This is a genomic window from Streptomyces sp. NPDC019531 (genome assembly GCF_044903305.1).
GTDB lineage: Bacteria > Actinomycetota > Actinomycetes > Streptomycetales > Streptomycetaceae > Streptomyces.
Genome location: NZ_JBJDQL010000051.1, coordinates 47,295 through 65,304 on the forward strand (window position 1 = coordinate 47,295; position 18,010 = coordinate 65,304).

The following is an 18,010-nucleotide window of genomic DNA, read 5'->3' on the forward strand; positions in this document are numbered from 1 at the left end:
GGTGAGGGCGGCCCGTGGCAGCGCACCGGGGCACCCGGGCGGCCGGGACCGGGTGCCCGGCCTGCTGATGTCGGCACCCACCCTCTTCGGGCTGGTCGCCTTCGTCGGCGTGCCCTTCGGATACGCGGTGGTGCTGTCCTTCTACAACGTGCGGCTCGGTTCCCCGCGGCCGCCGGAGTTCTTCGGAGTGGAGCAGTACCGGCGGCTGTTCACGGACCCCGACCTGTCGGAGCCGTTTCTGCGGGCGCTGCTGAACAATCTCATCTTCGCCGCAACCGCCGTCCCGCTGCAGACCGGCCTGGCCCTTGCGCTGGCCGTGCTGCTCAATCGCAGATTGAGGGGAATCGGTGTGTTCCGGTCCCTCTTCTTCGTCCCGGTGGTCTTCCCGATGGCGCTGGTCGCCGTCATCTGGCGGCTGATCCTCTCCCGCAGCGACCGGGGCATGCTCAACACGTTTCTGTCGTACGTCACCTTCGGCCACTGGACCGCGTACGACTGGCTGGGCTCTGCCACCACCGCGATGGCGTCCGTGGTGGTGCTGTCGGTGTGGCAGGGCGTGGGCTTCCAGATGGTCATCCTGCTGGCGGGACTGCAGCAGATCCCGGAGGAGCTGTACGAGGCGGCGAAGCTCGACCGGGCCGGCCGCTGGCAGCAGTTCCGCCATGTGACGCTACCGGGGATTCGGGGCACTCTGGTCTTCGTCGCGCTGGTGACGTCGGTGCTGGCGTTCCGTGTCTTCGACCAGATCTACATTCTGATCCGGGGCGGCGGGGGGCTCGACGAGAACACCACCCGAACCGTCATGTACGAGGCCGTCACCACCGCTTTCGATCAGGGCAACATCGGGATGGCCTCGGCGATCACGGTGGTCTTCTTCGTTGTCGTCGTCGCCCTGACGCTCCTGCAACGCTACGTCGTGCGCGCCGCGAGCGAGGCGGAGTGAGCCGCCGGGGGCGGTACGGGCGGCCGCGCCGCGTCGGTCACTACCTCGCGCTGAGCGTTCTCGCCCTCCTCTTCGTCCTGCCCGTGCTGTACCTGGTCATCGGGAGTTTCAAGCCCTCGGACGAGGTGCTGAGCGGCTTCTCCGGCTTTGTGCCGAACCACTTGACGCTGCGCAACTACCAGAGGGTGTTCGCGAGCCTGTCCTCCGAGAGCACCGGCTACTTCTGGCAGTTCATGGCCGTGTCGCTCACCGTGGCGACCGCGGTGGTCGCGGGTGGGCTGCTGATCAACTCGATGGCCGGGTACGCGCTGTCCCGGCTGCGCTGGCGAGGACGCGACGCCGTGTTCACCATCGTGCTGGTGCTGATGCTGGTGCCGTTCGAGTCGGTGGCGGTGCCGCTGTTCTACCTGTTCAACGGCGAGCGGAACACGTTGCACATCCTGGCCCTGCCGTTCATCGCCAACGCGTTCTCGGTCTACCAGTTCCACGCCTTCTTCAGCGGCATCCCGCGCAGTGTCGAGGAAGCGGCCCGGATCGACGGCGCGGGGCCGTGGCGCACTCTCTTCTCGATCGTCATCCCGATGTCCAGGCCCGTCTTCGCCTCCGTCGCCGTCCTGACCTTCCTCACCCAGTGGGGAGCCTTCCTCTGGCCGGTGCTCATGATCTCCGACCCCTCTTTGCGGCCGCTGCCGCTGGAGATGAGCGTCTTCCAGAGCCAGGAACCGCCGGACTGGGGCCAGATCCTGGCCTTCGGAGTCCTGCTCGTCGCTCCGGTGCTGGTGATGTTCGCGGTCTTCCAGCGCTGGTTCGTGCAGGGCGTGGCGAGTTCGGCCGTGCGAGGGTGAGCGAACGCAGGTGCCGCGCGCGGGAGGCGGTCAGGCCTCGGGGAGGGTCTGCTCGGCCCAGATGATCTTGCCCGTGGGTGTCTGGCGGGTGCCCCAGCGATCCGCGAGCTGAGCGACGAGAAGCAGACCACGACCGCCTTCGTCGAACGTGCGGGCCCGGCGCAGATGCGGTGCGGCGTTGCTGCCGTCGGCGACCTCGCAGATCAGGGACCGATCCTGGATCAGCCGCAGCCGGATGGGGGCCTGAGCGTGCCGGATGGCGTTGGTGACCAGCTCGCTGACGACCAGTTCGGTGGTGAACGTGAGTTCCTCCAGCCCCCAGAGGCCCAGCTGGTCGGACGTCCTTTTCCGGGCCGTGGCCACGACGGAGGGATCCGGGGCCAGGTCCCAGGTGACGACATGGGCCGCGTCCAGGGCATGAGTGCGGGCTATCAGCAGCGCCACGTCGTCGGCGGGCTGCTCCGACAGAAGCGCCTGGAGCACGGAGTCGCAGGTACTTTCCAACGAGTGCCCGGGACGGCGGGACAGGACACGGCACAGCTCGTCGAGGTTCCCGGCCCGTGCCTCGATCAGGCCGTCGGTGTAGAGGGCGAGCAGGCTGCCTTCGGGCACGTCCAGCTCCGTGGCCTCGAAGGGCAGGCCGCCGACGCCGAGCCTGGCGCCGGCCGGGATGTTGAGCAGCTCGACCGTGCCGTCGGTCCTGACGAGTGCGGGCACCGGGCCACCGGCACGGGCGATGGTGCAGTGACGGCCGATCGGTTCGTACACCGCGTACAGGCACGTGGCGCCCATGTCGTCGGCGGCCTCGGCCCGCTCCGCGTGGTCGTCGCCATCGGTGCTTCTGCTCTCCGCTGCCAGGCGGATGACCAGGTCGTCCAGCTGGGTGAGGAGTTCGTCGGGAGCGAGGTCGACATCGGCGAGCGTCCGTACGGCGATACGCAGCCGTCCCATGGCTGCCGACGCGTGGATACCGTGGCCGACGACATCGCCGACGACGAGGGCGACCCGGGCGCCGGACAGCGGGATCACGTCGAACCAGTCGCCGCCGACGCCGGCCTGGGAGCTGCCGGGCAGATAGCGCGTGGCGACCTCCACTGCCGCCTGTTGCGGCAGCTGCCTCGGGAGCATGCTGCGCTGCAGGGTCAGGGCGGTGGAACGCTCGCGGGTGTAGCGGCGGGCGTTGTCGACGCAGACGGCCGCCCTGGCCACCATTTCGCCGACCAGGACCAGGTCGTCCGCCGCGAAGGGCCTCGGACGCCGACGGGCGAAGACCGCTACGCCGAGCGTGGTGCCGCGGGCACGCACCGGTACCGCCATCAGCGAGTGGAAGCCGTAGTCGCGTACCCGGGCGGCCCTGATGGGGTCCGCCTGGGTCCACCGGTCGAAGTCGCCGTCTCCCTTCATACTCAGCACGGGCTGACCGGAGGCCAGGCAGCGGGCAGGCGGCGAGTAGTCCGGGTAGGTGTCGACCGCGCCCAGCGCGACGGCGGCCTCGGGGATGCCCTCGGTTATGGACCGGTGCGCGACACGGCGCAGGGCGATGGTGCCCTCGACCGGGCCCGGGAGCGGCTCGCCGCCGTGCAGCACGGAATCGAGCAGATCGACGCTGACGAAGTCGGCGATCCGGGGGACGGACATGTCGGCCAGCTCCTCCGCAGTGACCGTCACGTCCAGCGTGGTACCGATCCGGGCGCCCGCCTCGTTGAGCACGGCCAGCCGCTGCCGCGCTTCGAACTGCTCGGTGATGTCGCATCCCGTGGTGAACACTCCGTGCACCCTGCCCGCCGGATCTGTCACGGGCGACATGGTGACTGACCACCAGGTCAGATCCTGGGAGCCGACCGACGCAGGAGCGGAGACGTCGTAACGGATCTCCTGACCCGTCACCGCCACTCGGCGCATCGTCGCGGTCACGTCCTCGGAGAACGCGGAGGCGGTCGACACCTCCTGCTCCCGGGAAGCCTCATACAGGTCCTCGACGACATGCCCGAGCACCTGGTCGTCCTCTTCGAAGCCGAGCAGACGGCGTGCCGCGGCGTTCATCCGCAGGATCCGGCCGTCGGGGGCGTAGATCGCCAGAGTGAGCGGGGACCGCGCGAAAGCCCACTCCACCAGGTGCGGGTCGTCGTGCCCCCTCCCGGAGCTTCGCCGCGCCGGGGAGTGCATCAGAAACCACTGAGGACGTCCGTCGGCATCCAGCGCCGACCATGCCCGCAGATCCGCTTCCAGGTGGCGGCCGTCCTGGTGGCGCAGCGCGACCCTGCCGCTCCAGCTCGGCGACGCGGCCGCTTGCCGCAGGGCAGCCGCGGGCGGATCCCCAGCCAGCAGGAGGGACGCGGGACGGCCGATGACATCTGGGGGCGCGTAACCGAGCAACTGCCCGGCGCCTGGGCTCCATGCCGTGATCAGACCGCGGGCATCGACGGCGGCCACCGCGTCCGTCCAGCGGACGGGGCCCCCGCCTCCGCCCGGAGGGGCGTCACCAAACGAATCCATCGTCACTCACCTCGCCGCAGGGCATCGGCGACCGTGTCCTCGGGTCCTCACCGTCCTCATCGGAACCTCGCCTTCCAGGCTATTACTCGGGGTGGGAAGCGCGACGGGTTCAGCACCGCCCCCAGTTCGCCGTGCTTCGTCGGGCCTCATGCTTCCCTCTCCTTTCCCCGGGTCGAGGACGAGGGGAGGGCGACGGTCAGGGCGGCGCCCACAGCGGGCCCCCAGACGCCGAGCGATGCGGGCAGCAGGTCTGGCTCAAAGGTCGAGCCCGGACGCTCGGCGAGCCGGATCCTGATCGCGTCCTCCATCCACGGCAGCACAGCGGACGCGATGTCGCCGCCCACCACCGCGGCCTGGGTGGGAAAGGCGGCGGCCAGGCTGTTCAGGACGATTCCCACGGCGTGCCCGCTTTCGGCGAGCACTGCCACGGCGACCTGATCGCCGTCCGCGGCGGCCTCGGTCACTGCGGTCACTCCGGACGGACTCCAGCTGGAGCGGGCCCGGAAGCGGCGGACGATGGCCTGGCCGCTGGCAAAGGTCTCGAGACACCCCCGTCCGCCGCAGCCCGGACAGTGGGCACCACCAGGCTCCACGGTCAGGTGGCCGAACTCGCCGAGTCGGTCGTCCGCACTCGCCAGGATCCGCCCCTCGAAGGCGTAGGCACCGCCCACTCCGCCCCGGTGCAGCATGATGAAGAGCACATTCTCCAAACCCTTCGCCGCACCCAGCACAAGTTCGCCGTGCCCGAACGCGCGGGCATCGTTGAGAATTTCGGTCGGGCATCCGACCCGGTACGCCAGCTCGTCCCGCAGCGGGTAGCCGGCCCACGGACCGACAAGGTTCATGCTGCCCATACCGACGACACCGGTCGTGCGGTTCAGGTCCCCGGGGACCGCGACCCCCAGCCGGTCCGGACTGTGTTCCCGGGTCGTCCGGGTCACGGCGTCGATCAAATGCACCAGCCCCGCCCGAGGAGTTCTGGAGCTGCCCTTCGTCTCGATCGAGCCCTCGACGATCAGCGCCCACCTCAATTCGTCGACACCCATCTCGATGCCGAGCAGGCGCTCCACCAAGGCCTCCCTCTTGTCCACCGGCCCGTCGATGGCCCGCGGAGCGGCCGCCGACGGCAAGGCTTCGGCGGTGTCCGGGGTTGCAGCGGTTCCAGGGGCCACTGCCGCGTCGAGCCACGGGGGCGGCGGCACTTTTTTATCATTCCCCAAGATATGGGTCGATAATCAGAGGCACGAGCCGGGGAATCCCCTGTGGAGGGAGGTGACGGGTGACCTTCCCACCACATGCCTCCGGCGGATCAGAGCACGACCCGGGCCCCTTCCGCGGCGTGCCGGAACCCCCGGTTCTCGTGCCGAATGCCGTGGACGTCGTCCTGGACGCCACCGGCCACATCAGGCTGTGGAGCCGGTCGGTCGGGGACATGCTGGGCTGGACGGGACCGTACGTGCCGGCCCGTCGCTTCGACCGCCTCATGGACGCGGGCGGTACCGAGGCGGAAGCGCCCGAGGACATCCTCGCCAAGTTGCTGGGCTCCGAGTGCTGGAGCGGTGTCCTGCTACTGCGCCACCACGACGGCCACCCCGTCCAGGTCCACGTACAGGCGTCCCGCCTCGTCGACGTCGACGGCAGGGCGTTCGTCCACGCTTCGCTCACCGAGACGGGTGGGCCGAACACCGGGGAGCCCGGCCCGGCCGACCTGGAATCGCTCTTCGAATCGTCCCCACTGGGCGTCGCGATCTTCGACAACGACCTGAGGTGTGTCAGGGCCAATGAGGCGCTGGCCCGGCTCGACCGTCGTCCGCTCGTGCAACACCTGGGCCGCACCATTGACGAGGTGATCGCCGGCCCTGTCGGCCGTCGGCTCGTGGAGTTGCAGCGACAGGTGCTCGGAACCGGCCGACCGGTGCTGGACATGACATTGCCAGGGCCGGACGGGAAGGGATTTCGCTCCGTGTCCTTCAGCCGCCTGGAGAGCACGGACCATCGAGTGACAGGCGTCGGCTGCACCGTCATGGACGTCACGGAACGCCGCCGCATCGCCAGACAGAACGAGATCGTCCGCGAACGCCTCGCCCTTCTCAACGATGTCGGCTCGCGCGTGGCCGACCTGCTCGACATCCGCGGGATCGCCGGGCGGCTGGCCGACACCCTGGTCCCCGGATTCAGCGACTACGCCAGTGTCATCCTGCTCGAGTCGGTGGTCGCCGAAGGGGAGCTGCCACGCCATCCGCCCACCCACCGCACCCCCCTGATCCAGCTGGGCGTCGCCTGCGCACAGCACAACCCCCTGGTCGAACGTATGCTGCGCGTCGGTCAGTCGGTAGGTGTCGCGGAGAACTCGGCCGCCAGCCGGACACTGAGCACCGGCATCCCGCAACTCCTCGACTCGCCCGTGCTGTTGCGGACCGCGACCTACCCGGGCGATCCCAAGATCCGGGCTGCCCTGGAGCTTGGCGTCCACTCGATGATGATGCTGCCGCTACGTGTCGGCGGCATCGTGCTCGGCCTGCTGGTGGTCTACCGGGCAGAAGGCAGCCCGCCGTTCGACCAGGACGACCTGGCCTTCGCCATGAAGCTGGCCAATCGCGCCAGCACCTCAGTGGACAACGCCCGGCTCTACGCACGCCAGCGCGAGGACGCGCTCATGCTGCAGCGCGCTCTCCTGCCCCAGCACATCCCCGAACCGCCCGGTGTGCACATCGCGTTCCGGTACGTCCCCGGTAGCACAGGCAACGAGGCCGGCGGCGACTGGTTCGACGTCACACAACTCGCCGGAGGACGGGTGGCTCTGGTCATCGGTGATGTCGCCGGCCATGGCCTGCGCGCCGCCGCCACGATGGGCTTGCTGCGCACTGCCGTGCGCACTCTCTCCGTACTCGATCTCCCACCGGCCAGGCTGCTGCGGCACATTGACGACATCGCCGCCGACCTGACCAGCGACCCGGGCGAGGCCCTCATGGCCACCTGCGTCTATGCCGTGCACGACCCCGCGCGCATGCGCTGCGTCATCGCGAGGGCGGGACATGTACCGCCGCTGCTCATCGGCCCGGAACCCACGGCCGACGGTGGCCGCGACGTCCGGTTGCTGGACGTGCCGTCCGGGGCCCCGCTCGGCGTCGGCGGTGTGGAGTTCGAGGAAGCGGAATTCGACGTGGCGGATGGGGCGGTCCTCGTCCTCTACACCGACGGCCTCATCGAAGCCCGCGGCGAGGACATCGGCCAGGGGCTTGAGCGTCTGCGCTCACAACTGGCCCAGCCGTACGCCTCGCTGGAGGCAGCCTGCGACGGCATGCTGAGCATCCTCGAGCCGGGGACAGAACGCGACGACGTGGCACTGCTCCTGGCTCAGCTCGTGAGCTTTCCGGACACCCCGGAACGTTCCTGAACTCGCGTGTTCGGGAGTCGCGCATCGGTCAGCTTCTGACAGTGATGACGAGGTGGAGGAAGTGCTGAAGGGGAGGGCGGAGGGCGTGCTTGAGGTACACCTCGGGGTAGCTGACCACGGCGGTCATGGCGGCGTGCTCGGCCGGCAACGGCAGGTCCTCCTCGACGCCGCGGCCGTGTGCGATCAGTGCCCCGGCGTCCGACATCCCGGTCTCGTGCAGAACGCGGATCGGGGTGATCCCGCGCCACTGGAGGCTGAACCGCGTCAGTTCCTGATGCTCGGCGGCGTGGATGTGCATCCGTAGGCCCGGCCGCCGGGCGTGTCCGCAGGGCCCGCAGATCGTCGTCGTTCACGGTGTACGGCGCATGGGGCCCGAGCGAGACGCTCACCCTGCAGTCGGCTCCGCCGTGCCACGCCTGCGCGAACGTCACCGTCTCCTCCAACGCCGCCGCGCCCCGGGCTGCTGAAGTACATGGGCGCGACGCCGGCCCGCAGTCCTGTCTCCGCGGCCAAAAAGCGGTGGTCGGCGAAGGTGGTGACCCCGGAGCGGATCATTTCCGCGCAGGCCGGCCGGGCCCCTGGCCGCTACGAGGGGATGTCCGCGTCCTGCCGGGCTTTGCGTGGCAGCCGCTTGCGGACCAGCGCGAAGGCCACCACGGCCCCGGCCACCAAGGAGGACAGGACGACCTGGTCCCGGCCGCCGCCGGAGGCGGTGTCGGTGAGCATGTAGCCGAGCACGAACACGATGAGGGCGATGGTGGCCCAGGTCAGATACGGGAAGAGCCACATGCGCACGACGAGTTTCCCGGGCGACTCCGCCTCGATGATCCGGCGCATGCGCAGCTGCGAGAAGCAGATGACCAGCCAGACGAACAGGGCGATGGCACCGGAGGAGTTGAGCAGGAACAGGAAGACGGTGTCGGGCCAGGCGTAGTTGAAGAACACCGCGACGAAACCGAAGACGACCGAGGCGAGGATCGCGGTCTGCGGCACGCCCTGACGCTTGGTGCGGCCGAACGCGGCGGGGGCGTCGCCGCGGCGGCCGAGGGAGAAGGCCATGCGGGAGGCGGTGTAGAGGCCGGAGTTCAGGCAGGACAGCACGGAGGTGAGAACGATGAAGTTCATGACCTGCCCGGCGTGCGCGATGCCCAGGGAGTTCAGGGCGGCGACGTACGAGCCGTCCTCGGTGATGGCCGGGGAGTTCCAGGGCAGCAGGGTCAGCACGATGAAGATCGAGCCGAGGTAGAACACGCCGATCCGCCAGATGACGCTGTTGGTGGCCTTGGTGACCGCGCGCTGCGGGTCCTCGGACTCCCCGGCCGCCAGGGTGACGATCTCGCTGCCCATGAAGGAGAAGACCACCATCAGCACGCCGGTGAGGATTTTGCCGGGCCCGTTGGGCAGGAAGCCGCCGTGCGCGGTGAGGTTGGACAGCCCGGCGGTGTCGCTGTGCGTGCCCGGCAGGAGCCCGAAGACCGCCAGGAGGCCGACTCCGATGAAGGCGGCGATCGCGACGACCTTGATCCCGGCGAACCAGAACTCGAACTCGCCGTAGGAGGCGACCGAGGCGAGGTTGGAGACGGTCAGCACGAGCATCACGATCAGGGCCCAGCCCCACTGCGGCACGGCCGGGATCCAGCCTTCCAGGATCTTCGCGCCGGCGGTCGCCTCGACGGCGAGCACCACGACCCAGAAGAACCAGTACAGCCAGCCGATGGAGAACCCGGCCCAGCGGCCGAGCGCGCGGTCGGCGTAGGCGGAGAAGGAACCGGAGGTGGGGTTCGCGGCGGCCATCTCGCCCAGCATGCGCATCACGAGCACGACCAGGGCGCCCACGAGTGCGTACGACACGAGGATGCCGGGCCCCGCGGCGGCGATGCCGGAGCCGGAGCCGACGAACAGGCCCGCGCCGATCACACCGCCGATCGCGATCATCGACAGATGACGGTTCTTCAGCCCGGCTTGCAGGCCGGATCCTTCCGGGGCGCTTTTGGTGGTGGTCACCGTATCGGGAGCGGGAAGAGGGGGACGTGTTGTCATCTCGACATCCAGGTGACTGGCGGGGACAAGGGACGGTTCCGGCGAGATCGGGCGGGGTTGGCCGCGTGGATTCCGCCGGGCACGGCGTGCGCGGGTGCCGGGTCAGGTGCGGGGCTGCGGGTGAGACGCGGTGGGCGACGGGTGGCAGGTGGCGATCACGGTCGTAGGACGGGCATGGTGGACCGCGGTCGCCGGGACCGGTGTCCGCTGCGCCGGTCGCCCCGATGACGCTCAGGAAAATAGTTCACGACGATCGAAAAAAACAAGGGGTCCGGTCGCCCACCCAAGGCCTCCGCGCGCCGTCCCCCGGGGGCTCCCACGCCTCCCGGACGCCCACCCGCCTCCCGTCGATACACCCCGCCAGACACGCCCGCCATGGCACGAATCCCCTGTTCAGGAGGGTGCTGACCCGGCCGCCGGCCCGACCCTCTCCCCCGGCTTCCGGACCGGTCGCAGCGGGGTCTTGTTTAACTGTTCATCTTGCTCTAATTTTTCCTGCATCGCGGCCCTCGACCCCGTCGCGACGCCCGCGCCGTGCCCTGGCACGGCGGTTCCGGGCTGATTGGGAACCTCCTCCTACGTTCCCCGCACCCCGGGAGCCTCCATGCACCACACCGTGGCGTCGTCGCGGGAACCACCGGCGGCCTTTCCCGTTCACGGGGGCGGATGTCGAGAAGCCGACGCAGGACGCCGACCGGCGTGAGGCCGAACCCGCGACACGGGTTGCGGTTCGGCCGGCGAGGTCACGCGCCGGGCCCCGACCTGGCGCGTCGGGCGGCCGCAGCCGTCGCGGGCCGCGACCGCGGTCAGCAGGCCGTTAGGGTGGCGTCGTGGTGAATGCAGCGGGCAAGTTCGGGCCTTACAACCAGCCAGGACCGGCTCGGACGACGTCACTCACCGGCGTGGGACACGCCCGCGCCCTGCCCGGCGGGGGCCAGAGCGGATCCGACCTCGTCCGGTCGAGGATCGCGCTGCGGGTACGCCTGCGCTCCGTGCAGCCGGGGGACCGCCTCCCGGATGCCGGGGTCCTCGCCGAGGAACTGGGGATCAGCGAGATCACCGTCCGTCGCGCCCTGGAGGGTATGTGCCAGGACGGCCTGCTCGACCGCCGGCGCGGTCGGGCCGGTGGGACCTTCGTCGCGCAGGACTGGGACACCGTCGTCACAGTGATGCACGACGCCGAGGAGGCGGCTTCACTGGACGCCTTCCATCTGCTGCTCGAATGCGGGCTCGTGGCGCACAGTTCGGGAGAGGTCCCGGCCGAGCGGCTGGAAGGGCTTCGGGCGCTGGTCGAGGAGATGGAACTGACCGACGACCAGGCACGCCTGGCCGAGTTGGAGGCCCGCTTCCACCTGGACCTCGCGGAGGCGCTCGGCGGTGGCGGAATCCGCGAGATCGCCGCTGATCTACTCGGCCGGCTGTGCCTGCTGCTGCCCGCACCGCACCCCACGGTGGTACGGGCGCAGAACCACTGCCATGCCGAACTGCTCACTGAACTGGGGCGGGGTGCGACCGATCCGGCCGTGCAGGCGGTGAAGACACACCAGCGTTCCCGGCACCGCTGACGCCCGGTCCGGGCCGGCCCGACCTTCCAGAACCCGCGCGCCCATCACGCCCCCACGCACGAGGAGTTGTCGCCATGCCCGACCCCGGAGCCGGTCCGCTGTCCCCGCCGGGTTCCGTCGGCGGCGCGCCGCAGCGGCTGCGCGGCGGCGTCCTCGGCATTTCGGACATCGCCGCCGCCACGATGGCCAACGTCGGCCCGGCCATGAGCTTCTTCTTCGGTTTCGCCTTCCTGTCCACCACCGCGGGCGTGGCGTCACCGCTGACCATCGTGGCCGCAGGTGTCGCGGTCGCGCTCCTTGGCAACACGCTGGCGGAGTTCTCCCGGGCGCACCCCTCCGCGGGCAGCTTCACCACCTTCGTGGGCAAGACCTTCGGCCCGGTCAGCGCGGTGACCACCGCGCTGCTGGCGGGGCTGGGCTACATCATCGCGATGGCCTCCGTCATCGCGATCTCCGGCGGGTTCGTGCAGATCACCCTGTACCACTACACCGGTGTGGACCTGCCGTGGATCATCTGGACACTGCTGCTCACCGGGCTGGCCGTGGGGTTGATGCTGCGCGGGGTGGTGGTCTCCACCAAGTGGGCCGGCTACTTCTTCGGTGTGGAGATGCTGGTACTGGCCGTGGTCTCGATCGCGGCGCTCGTGGAACACCGCGGCGGTCTTTCCCTCGATCCGTTCCTGCCCAGCCACGTCAGCCACGGCTTCAAGGGGCTGGCGGCGGGCTTTCCGCTGGCGGTGTACCTGTTCGTCGGCTGGGAGAACTCGGCGGCACTCGCCGAGGAGACGGAGAATCCGCGGCGCAACGTCGGGCGCGCGGTGTTCTCCTCCCTCGCGATCATGACGGTGAGTTACGTTCTCTTCGCCTACGCCACGGTGACCGGCTTCGGCTACGACGTGACGAAGCTCGGGGCCTCCCCGATCCCCTTCGTCGAGGTGGCCCACCACACCCTCGGCGCGCTGGCGTTCCTCACCTATCTGGGCGGTCTGACCTCCACGCTCGGCGTGCTGATCGCCGGCATCAACTCCCAGGCCCGCCTGGTGTTCAACGCCGGACGCGAGGGACTGCTCCCGTCCTTCTTCGGCTACGTACACCCGATCCGCCGCACACCGAACAACGCGATCGTCACCTTCGCCGCCACCGCTCTGCTGATCATCGGCGGCTGGGGGCTGGGCCATCTGCTGGGGTCTGCCGACGGCTCGATGAACCCGGTGATCTTCTTCACCGAGTCCTCGACCCTCGGCACCATCCTGATCCTGCTGGTCTACCTCGCCTCCAACATCGCCCTGCCGCTGTACTACCGCAGGTACCGACCGCAGGAGTTCCGGGTGATCCGGCACCTGGTACTGCCCGCGCTCGGCACCCTGGCCATCCTGGTCCCGCTGTACTACCTCGCCAAGCCGGGCCAGCCCGAACCGTACAACTGGTTCCCCTACGCGGCGCTGGCCGCCCTGCTCACCGCCGTCGGCTACGCGGCCCTCCTGGTCCGCCGCGACCCGACCCTGGCCGAACGCGTCGGCTCCGTCGTCGCCGACGCGGACTGAACCCTCGCGACGGCTTCACCACCTTCGCCAAGGGCGCCGACCCCGTCGTCGGCGACGACATCGCGGCCCTGGCCGAGCACCTCACCGCCGACACCCCGGTCGCCCCTCCGGGCATCCAGGTTGCCCTCACGGTCGGTGAGCTGCCGGTGCAGAACCGTGCCGTTTGTTTAGCGAGCACTACTCCAACACCAAGGCGCTCGCCGACCAGATCCCCGAGCAGACCACCATCGCGGCCATCAGCCGCAACATCGTCGGCGCCTTCGACTACGGCACCACCCTGCTGTCCCCGTACGCCCTCCCGCAGAGCCCGCGCCACACGACCGACGCCCATGAACTGGCCCTCACGGTCGTCCACCAGTCCGGCTTCAACGGCTTCGCCGACACACCCGAGGCCTACCTCACCCAGTTGCCCGAGGTGCGCGAGCTGCTCGGCACGTCCCGCTCGCCTGGGACGAGACACGCTTCCTGGCCGCCGCCCCCCGGAAGCCATGGCGTCGTCGCCCGCCGCAAGGACAGCACCTGGTACATCGCCGGTGCCAACGGCAAGACCCTCACCCTGGCACCCGGCCTCGACTCTTCGGCCCCCGACTGCACCCCGCCCACCCGGCCAGGCCCAGCAGCTGGCCTTCGACCTCCGGGACCTGGGCATCCGGACCCCTGCCACGCCCCGGCTCTTCGCCGACTCCTCCGCCACCGACCCAGCCCTGCGCCTGGCGACTCCGCACGGCCAGAGGTTCACGGTCGACACCGCCCCTTCGGCGGATTCATCGCCGTCCTCTGACACCTCTGACAGCCAGGCAGAAACATGTCCCCGGCGGCCCTGCGCTGCCACTCGAACGGACACGGCCGGCCCCGGAACCCCGGGTCGGCCGCCCGGGGTTCGCCGCGTTGGCGGTGCTCGCCAGATGCTTCCATCCGTGCTTACCCCCTCCTGCGGGACTACGGCGGTCAGGAACGCCGGCCCACCGGGCGGCCCTCGGTCCCTTCGGAACTTCGGCCGAGTCCCTCGTGCACCGGTCAGCCGAGGACGTAGGTCTCGACTGGGCGCTCGAGGGCCGCGGCAGACGACCTCCCTCTCCGCCTAGGACATGCCGGGCTTCAGGTCGCCGATCACCCCGATCCGGATGCCCAGCCACGGATAGGTGTGGTTGTAGAACACGTTGTCCTGCGGTTGCAGCCCGACAGCGGAGGGCCACATCTGGAAGGCCGGTGCGTTGGAGACTCCGCCGTGGAGCCGCCGCCACACCCGCAGGGAGCTCCGTCCGGAGGGGGGCGCCGTGATCGTGTCGGTCCACTCGACCGCGTTGCCGCCCTGGTCGAGAGTGCCCCACGGCGAGGTGGTCCTCGCCCCGCCGACCGTGCCGAGGCTGCCCTGGTAGACCTCGGCATAGGTGCTGGGGTCGAGTCCGAGCGGGTTCACGGTGGAGCAGGCCTCGGGCTGCAGCTGTCCCGGGCACCAGCTCGGTGCCGGCTTTCCGCTCGCGTGGTACGAGGCCAGTGGCTGGGTCGCCGCGTTGGTGACATCGCCGGTGGCCGGGTTGAGGACGGTGGGGTTGGGGGCGGTCGCGTCTCCGTCGCCGAAGACTCCCGGGTTGGTCGGGTACTTCCAGTAGGAGTAGGTGCCGCCGCCGCGCGGGTCGTAGTAGGCCGCCTTGATCCACTCGTCCTGGCTCGGCAGGACGAAACCCGTGCGCTGGGTTCGGGTGGTCTGGGGCCGGGCCAGGTCGTACATCCCGCGCTCGGTCTGCGCCGACAGTCTGACCTGGTAGGTGACGTAGTTGAAGGGACCGCTGGTGCTGGACCGCTCGGAGATCAGTCGGCCGTTGTAGAGCGAGTTGACGAAGCGGGCCGCCCTCAGGAAGTTCGCGAAGCCGTACGGCTTGTTCTCCCACTCCGGAAAGGCCACCGAGTAGTGGCTGCCCCTGCCCGCGCTGGAGGAGAAGTTGATCTGACCGTACTTCGGCCACGCCGACGAGCTCTCGGTCTCGTCATAGAGACCGAGGCGGTTGCGTCCCTCGGGATCGGCCGTGTTCAGGAACGCCACCCACTGTGCGACGGTGACTTCGAGCTGCCCGATCTCGTAGGGATGGCGCACGCCGCCGACCGTCAGACACTTGCTCGGGGAGGGGGCTTCGGTGCATGAGCGGTACAGGGCGTCCTTGAAAGGGAGAATGCCCACCGAACGATTACCGGGTGCGCCGACCTTGGCGGTCGTGAGTGTAACGACCGCGCCCCCGGAGGGACGCGGCTCGGCGGCAACGGCACCGGAGCCGGCCGTCACGGAGGCGGCGAGCAACGCCGACAGCCCGCACGCCGCTACGACGGCGCTGCTGAGGCGAGTACGGCGGGAAACGAAGTGCATGAGCATTCTCTTTTCGGCCATGGCAGCCCTCTCCGCGGCAACGGCCGGCGCGGATCAGACAGACGATCACTCAGTTGACGCCACGCTAACCCCATTCGCTACTCTTCGCTTTCGATCCGTCACGGAAACGGCATGGCCGACCGACGGTGGATCACGGCCTGGCGGTCCGGGTCGAACACGAACAGCAACCGCACGTCCGTGGCCCCGGCCGAGCCGGGACGGAGCTCCTTGAGGTTGGACGGCGCCGAGCCCTTGATCGTGTCCACCAGAGGCCGGCCCGGCGGTGATCACCGGCTACAAGGCAACCCGGAACCGGCCCCTGACCCGTAATCAGGAGCTGTCCCACAAGGCACTCGCCGCGGTGCGGGCGCCCGTCGAGCACGGCTTCGCCCATCTGAAGAACTGGCACGTCCTCGGCCAGGTCCGCACGAATCCGAGGTGGGCGACCGCGCTGGTGCGGGCACTGCTGGTACCGACGAACCGGGAAGTCGCCCACTGACAGACGGCCTTGCCAATGGACTACCGCCCCGGATCCGCCCGAGCCTCCCGACGCCTACGCCGTACGGGCGAGGGTGCCGGCGATGAGGGTGGCCACCATCTCCCGCAGAGAGGAGGTGAAGTCCATGCGCAGCCTGGCCAGGGACGGGTCCGCGTCGTAGGCGGCGAGCATGCCCGGGGAGGGCCGGGCGTGGGTCCAGACGGCGCCGGCCGCCATGTAGACCTGCCCGCCGAGCTGCTCTGCCCCGTCGCCCAGTTCGGGCAGGTACTGCCGCGCCAGATCGGCCAGCGCGGTGGTGTTGCCGATGGCCGCTTTCTTGTACCGGGCGGCGACCTCCGCGGACACGTTGTGCTCCAGGACGCCGGCCTGCGCGCTGAGCAGGTCGCACAGCACCCGGTGCTCCGCGAGGGAGTGGGTGAACACGGCCGCGAACTCGTCGCCGCGCCGGCCCACCGGATGGTCGGGGGCGATACCGGCGGCGAGCCGGTCGGGCAGTTCGGCTGTCCACTGTTTCCACGCCCTGTCCAGCAGTTCCAACAGGATGGCCTCGCGCGATTCGAAGTAGCGCAGCACGTTGGACTTGGCCAGGCCGACGCGTCGGCTCAGCTCGTTGAGGCTGACCTCGCTGACCGGCATCTCGTCGAGCATCGCGGCCGCGGTGTCCAGGATCGCCTGCCGCCGGATCTCCCGCTGCTCCTCGCTGCGAGCACGTTGAAAGGTTGTCATCACCCCATCCTACAGACCGCCGGTCTATTGACATCAGACCGGCGGTCCCTTAAATTCATCTCCAAGAGCCCGCCGGTCTGTTAACGGCCCGGGGGCGGAACATGCGTCAGCGATTCCTTTGGGAGATGGACACCATGAGCAGTGACAACAAGGTTGCGGTCATCACCGGCGGTGCGACGGGTATCGGCAAGGAGACCGCGCGGCTGCTGGTCGAGGACGGCGTGCATGTCGTCCTGAGCGGGCGGCGTGCGGACGTGGGCGCGCGGGCGGTCGAGGAGCTGACCAAGGACGGCGGCAGCGCCTCGTTCGTGGTGGCGGACATGGACTCGCCGGAGAGCATCAAGGCCCTGTTCGACTCGGTCCTGGCCGACTACGGCCGTCTGGACCACGCGGTCAACAACGCCGGTCTGGCCAACGAGACGGCCGCGATCGCCGACGCCGACCCGGCGAAGTTCCAGGAGATGCTGTCCACGAACGTGATGGGCCTGTTCCTGTGCCTGCAGCGCGAGATCCAGGAGATGCTCGCCGGCGGCCGCGGGGGCTCCGTCGTCAACCTGGCCTCCATCGCCGGCCTCAACGGCATGCCGTGGAGCGGCCCGTACGCGGCCACCAAGCACGCGGTCGTCGGCCTGACCAAGACCGCGGGCCTGGAGTACTCCTCCCAGGGCGTGCGCGTGAACGGGGTCGCCCCCGGCGCGATCAAGACCGACATCATCGCCAACGCCATCACCCTGGGGCAGTACGACGAGGACACCATCACCGCCATGCACCCCATCGGCCGCATGGGCCGGCCCCAGGAGATCGCCGCGGGCATCCACTGGCTCCTGTCCGACGCGTCCTCCTTCGTCGCCGGCGCGATCCTCAACATCGACGGCGGCTTCCAGGCCAAGTAACCCCGCACGCATGCGCCATCCGCATGCCCACCACCCCAACCGCGGGACAAGGCAAGGCCCGTCGCGGGCACCCACCGCGACGGGCCCGACCAGCGAACCCACAACGGGGAGCCGTCACGGTCGGTGAGGGGGTGTCCTCGGCGGATCGTCGGACAACGATTGTCAGTAGAGACCACGATCATGAAGGCATGGATGATCTCGCTTTGCTGCGGCGTGAGTTTTCGGAGGATGACGACGCGTTTCTCGCGATCGTGATCCGTGACCAGCACTGGGACAAGGAAGCCTTCTCCCGGCTGGAGCGGGCCATGCGGCAGGTATGCGAGACGTTCGAGCAGCGCGATCAGCAGGACTTGCCGCGGTGGCTGGTGGAGGGGTTCTGGATCTGCGTGGACTGGCTGCCCGATCACACGGCCCATCCCCGCTTTCCCCGTCCCGAGCCTCCGGCGTACTACGAAGCGGCGTTGAAGAGGCTGGGGGATCTTCAGTACTGGCTCGTCACAGGTGTCTCGCCGTATGCGCCCGGTCACGTGTGGGCGGATCCATAGGACTGACCACACATCACTGCGAGCGTCATGGCAGGGCACGCCAAGAGGATCATCTTCCGTATTCTCTGAACTTGTGATCTTGGTCTGTTCAGGGGGTCCGTGGGGACGGGATTCCGAGGTCGACAGCGCGGCGTGACCGGTGGTCGATCTGGTTG

At 69.4% G+C, this 18,010-nt stretch carries 15 protein-coding genes and 1 pseudogene; 9 read left to right on the forward strand and 7 right to left on the reverse strand.

Annotated features, from left to right (window positions below; genetic code table 11):
• Position 1: 1 nt before the first annotated feature.
• Positions 2-943, forward strand: coding sequence for a carbohydrate ABC transporter permease (locus tag ACI2L1_RS38395; RefSeq protein ID WP_404744075.1), 942 nt, complete (start codon positions 2-4; stop codon positions 941-943).
• Positions 940-1,788 (forward strand): carbohydrate ABC transporter permease, encoded by an 849-nt coding sequence (locus tag ACI2L1_RS38400; protein ID WP_404744076.1) that lies wholly within the window; start codon positions 940-942, stop codon positions 1,786-1,788. The genes ACI2L1_RS38395 and ACI2L1_RS38400 overlap by 4 nt, the downstream gene beginning before the upstream one ends.
• 30 nt (positions 1,789-1,818) lie before the next feature.
• Here ACI2L1_RS38400 and ACI2L1_RS38405 read toward each other — a convergent pair whose 3' ends face one another.
• Both ACI2L1_RS38405 and ACI2L1_RS38410 read right to left on the reverse strand, forming a co-directional pair.
• Entirely contained in the window at positions 1,819-4,284 is a 2,466-nt protein-coding gene (locus tag ACI2L1_RS38405; protein ID WP_404744077.1) for a SpoIIE family protein phosphatase, read from the reverse strand.
• A gap of 146 nt (positions 4,285-4,430) precedes the next feature.
• A complete protein-coding gene (locus ACI2L1_RS38410; RefSeq protein WP_404744078.1) occupies positions 4,431-5,375 on the reverse strand; it encodes an ROK family protein in 945 nt (314 codons plus the stop codon).
• A 188-nt stretch (positions 5,376-5,563) separates the two neighbouring features.
• On the opposite strand from ACI2L1_RS38410, the gene ACI2L1_RS38415 reads away from it, so the two are divergent.
• On the forward strand, positions 5,564-7,681 hold the full coding sequence (locus ACI2L1_RS38415; protein ID WP_404744079.1) for a SpoIIE family protein phosphatase: 2,118 nt from the start codon (positions 5,564-5,566) through the stop codon (positions 7,679-7,681).
• 28 nt (positions 7,682-7,709) lie between these two features.
• Here the strand turns inward: ACI2L1_RS38415 and ACI2L1_RS38420 are convergent, their stop codons facing one another.
• Both ACI2L1_RS38420 and ACI2L1_RS38425 read right to left on the reverse strand, forming a co-directional pair.
• Positions 7,710-7,979, reverse strand: a complete 270-nt coding sequence (locus tag ACI2L1_RS38420; protein ID WP_404744080.1) for a hypothetical protein — start codon at positions 7,977-7,979, stop codon at positions 7,710-7,712.
• Between the two features lie 287 nt (positions 7,980-8,266).
• Complete coding sequence (locus ACI2L1_RS38425) at positions 8,267-9,721, reverse strand: amino acid permease (RefSeq protein WP_404744081.1); 1,455 nt, start codon at positions 9,719-9,721, stop codon at positions 8,267-8,269.
• Positions 9,722-10,551: 830 nt separating this feature from the next.
• Here ACI2L1_RS38425 and ACI2L1_RS38430 point away from each other — a divergent pair.
• The 3 genes from ACI2L1_RS38430 (at position 10,552) to ACI2L1_RS38440 (ending at position 13,611) form a co-directional block, all read left to right on the forward strand.
• Positions 10,552-11,286: a FadR/GntR family transcriptional regulator gene (locus ACI2L1_RS38430; RefSeq protein WP_404744082.1), complete on the forward strand. Its 735-nt coding sequence runs from the start codon at positions 10,552-10,554 to the stop codon at positions 11,284-11,286.
• A 74-nt stretch (positions 11,287-11,360) separates the two neighbouring features.
• Positions 11,361-12,830, forward strand: a complete 1,470-nt coding sequence (locus ACI2L1_RS38435; protein ID WP_404744083.1) for an APC family permease — start codon at positions 11,361-11,363, stop codon at positions 12,828-12,830.
• A gap of 163 nt (positions 12,831-12,993) precedes the next feature.
• Positions 12,994-13,611, forward strand: a complete 618-nt coding sequence (locus ACI2L1_RS38440) for a glycoside hydrolase family 97 catalytic domain-containing protein (protein ID WP_404744084.1) — start codon at positions 12,994-12,996, stop codon at positions 13,609-13,611.
• Between the two features lie 300 nt (positions 13,612-13,911).
• Here ACI2L1_RS38440 and ACI2L1_RS38445 read toward each other — a convergent pair whose 3' ends face one another.
• On the reverse strand, positions 13,912-15,192 hold the full coding sequence (locus ACI2L1_RS38445) for a hypothetical protein (RefSeq protein ID WP_404744085.1): 1,281 nt from the start codon (positions 15,190-15,192) through the stop codon (positions 13,912-13,914).
• A gap of 149 nt (positions 15,193-15,341) precedes the next feature.
• Positions 15,342-15,470, reverse strand: a pseudogene (locus tag ACI2L1_RS38450) (type II toxin-antitoxin system RelE/ParE family toxin); the annotation flags it as partial.
• Positions 15,471-15,475: 5 nt separating this feature from the next.
• Between ACI2L1_RS38450 and ACI2L1_RS38455 the strand changes: the two are divergent.
• A complete protein-coding gene (locus tag ACI2L1_RS38455; protein WP_404744086.1) occupies positions 15,476-15,691 on the forward strand; it encodes a transposase family protein in 216 nt (71 codons plus the stop codon).
• Between the two features lie 54 nt (positions 15,692-15,745).
• On the opposite strand, the gene ACI2L1_RS38460 is transcribed toward ACI2L1_RS38455, so the two are convergent.
• Positions 15,746-16,417 (reverse strand): TetR family transcriptional regulator, encoded by a 672-nt coding sequence (locus tag ACI2L1_RS38460; RefSeq protein ID WP_404744087.1) that lies wholly within the window; start codon positions 16,415-16,417, stop codon positions 15,746-15,748.
• 134 nt (positions 16,418-16,551) lie between these two features.
• On the opposite strand from ACI2L1_RS38460, the gene ACI2L1_RS38465 reads away from it, so the two are divergent.
• Entirely contained in the window at positions 16,552-17,310 is a 759-nt protein-coding gene (locus ACI2L1_RS38465; protein WP_404744088.1) for an SDR family NAD(P)-dependent oxidoreductase, read from the forward strand.
• A gap of 188 nt (positions 17,311-17,498) precedes the next feature.
• Entirely contained in the window at positions 17,499-17,855 is a 357-nt protein-coding gene (locus ACI2L1_RS38470; RefSeq protein ID WP_404744089.1) for a hypothetical protein, read from the forward strand.
• The last annotated feature ends 155 nt before the right edge of the window (positions 17,856-18,010 follow it).

Bases quoted from the DNA above. Each gene is read 5' to 3' on its own strand.
- ACI2L1_RS38405 (WP_404744077.1), bottom strand. From the start codon at position 4,284: ATGGATTCGTTTGGTGACGCCCCTCCGGGCGGAGGCGGGGGCCCCGTC.
- ACI2L1_RS38420 (WP_404744080.1), bottom strand. From the start codon at position 7,979: ATGCACATCCACGCCGCCGAGCATCAGGAACTGACGCGGTTCAGCCTC.
- ACI2L1_RS38425 (WP_404744081.1), bottom strand. From the start codon at position 9,721: ATGACAACACGTCCCCCTCTTCCCGCTCCCGATACGGTGACCACCACC.
- ACI2L1_RS38435 (WP_404744083.1), top strand. From the start codon at position 11,361: ATGCCCGACCCCGGAGCCGGTCCGCTGTCCCCGCCGGGTTCCGTCGGC.
- ACI2L1_RS38445 (WP_404744085.1), bottom strand. From the start codon at position 15,192: ATGCACTTCGTTTCCCGCCGTACTCGCCTCAGCAGCGCCGTCGTAGCG.
- ACI2L1_RS38460 (WP_404744087.1), bottom strand. From the start codon at position 16,417: ATGACAACCTTTCAACGTGCTCGCAGCGAGGAGCAGCGGGAGATCCGG.
- ACI2L1_RS38465 (WP_404744088.1), top strand. From the start codon at position 16,552: ATGAGCAGTGACAACAAGGTTGCGGTCATCACCGGCGGTGCGACGGGT.
- ACI2L1_RS38470 (WP_404744089.1), top strand. From the start codon at position 17,499: ATGGATGATCTCGCTTTGCTGCGGCGTGAGTTTTCGGAGGATGACGAC.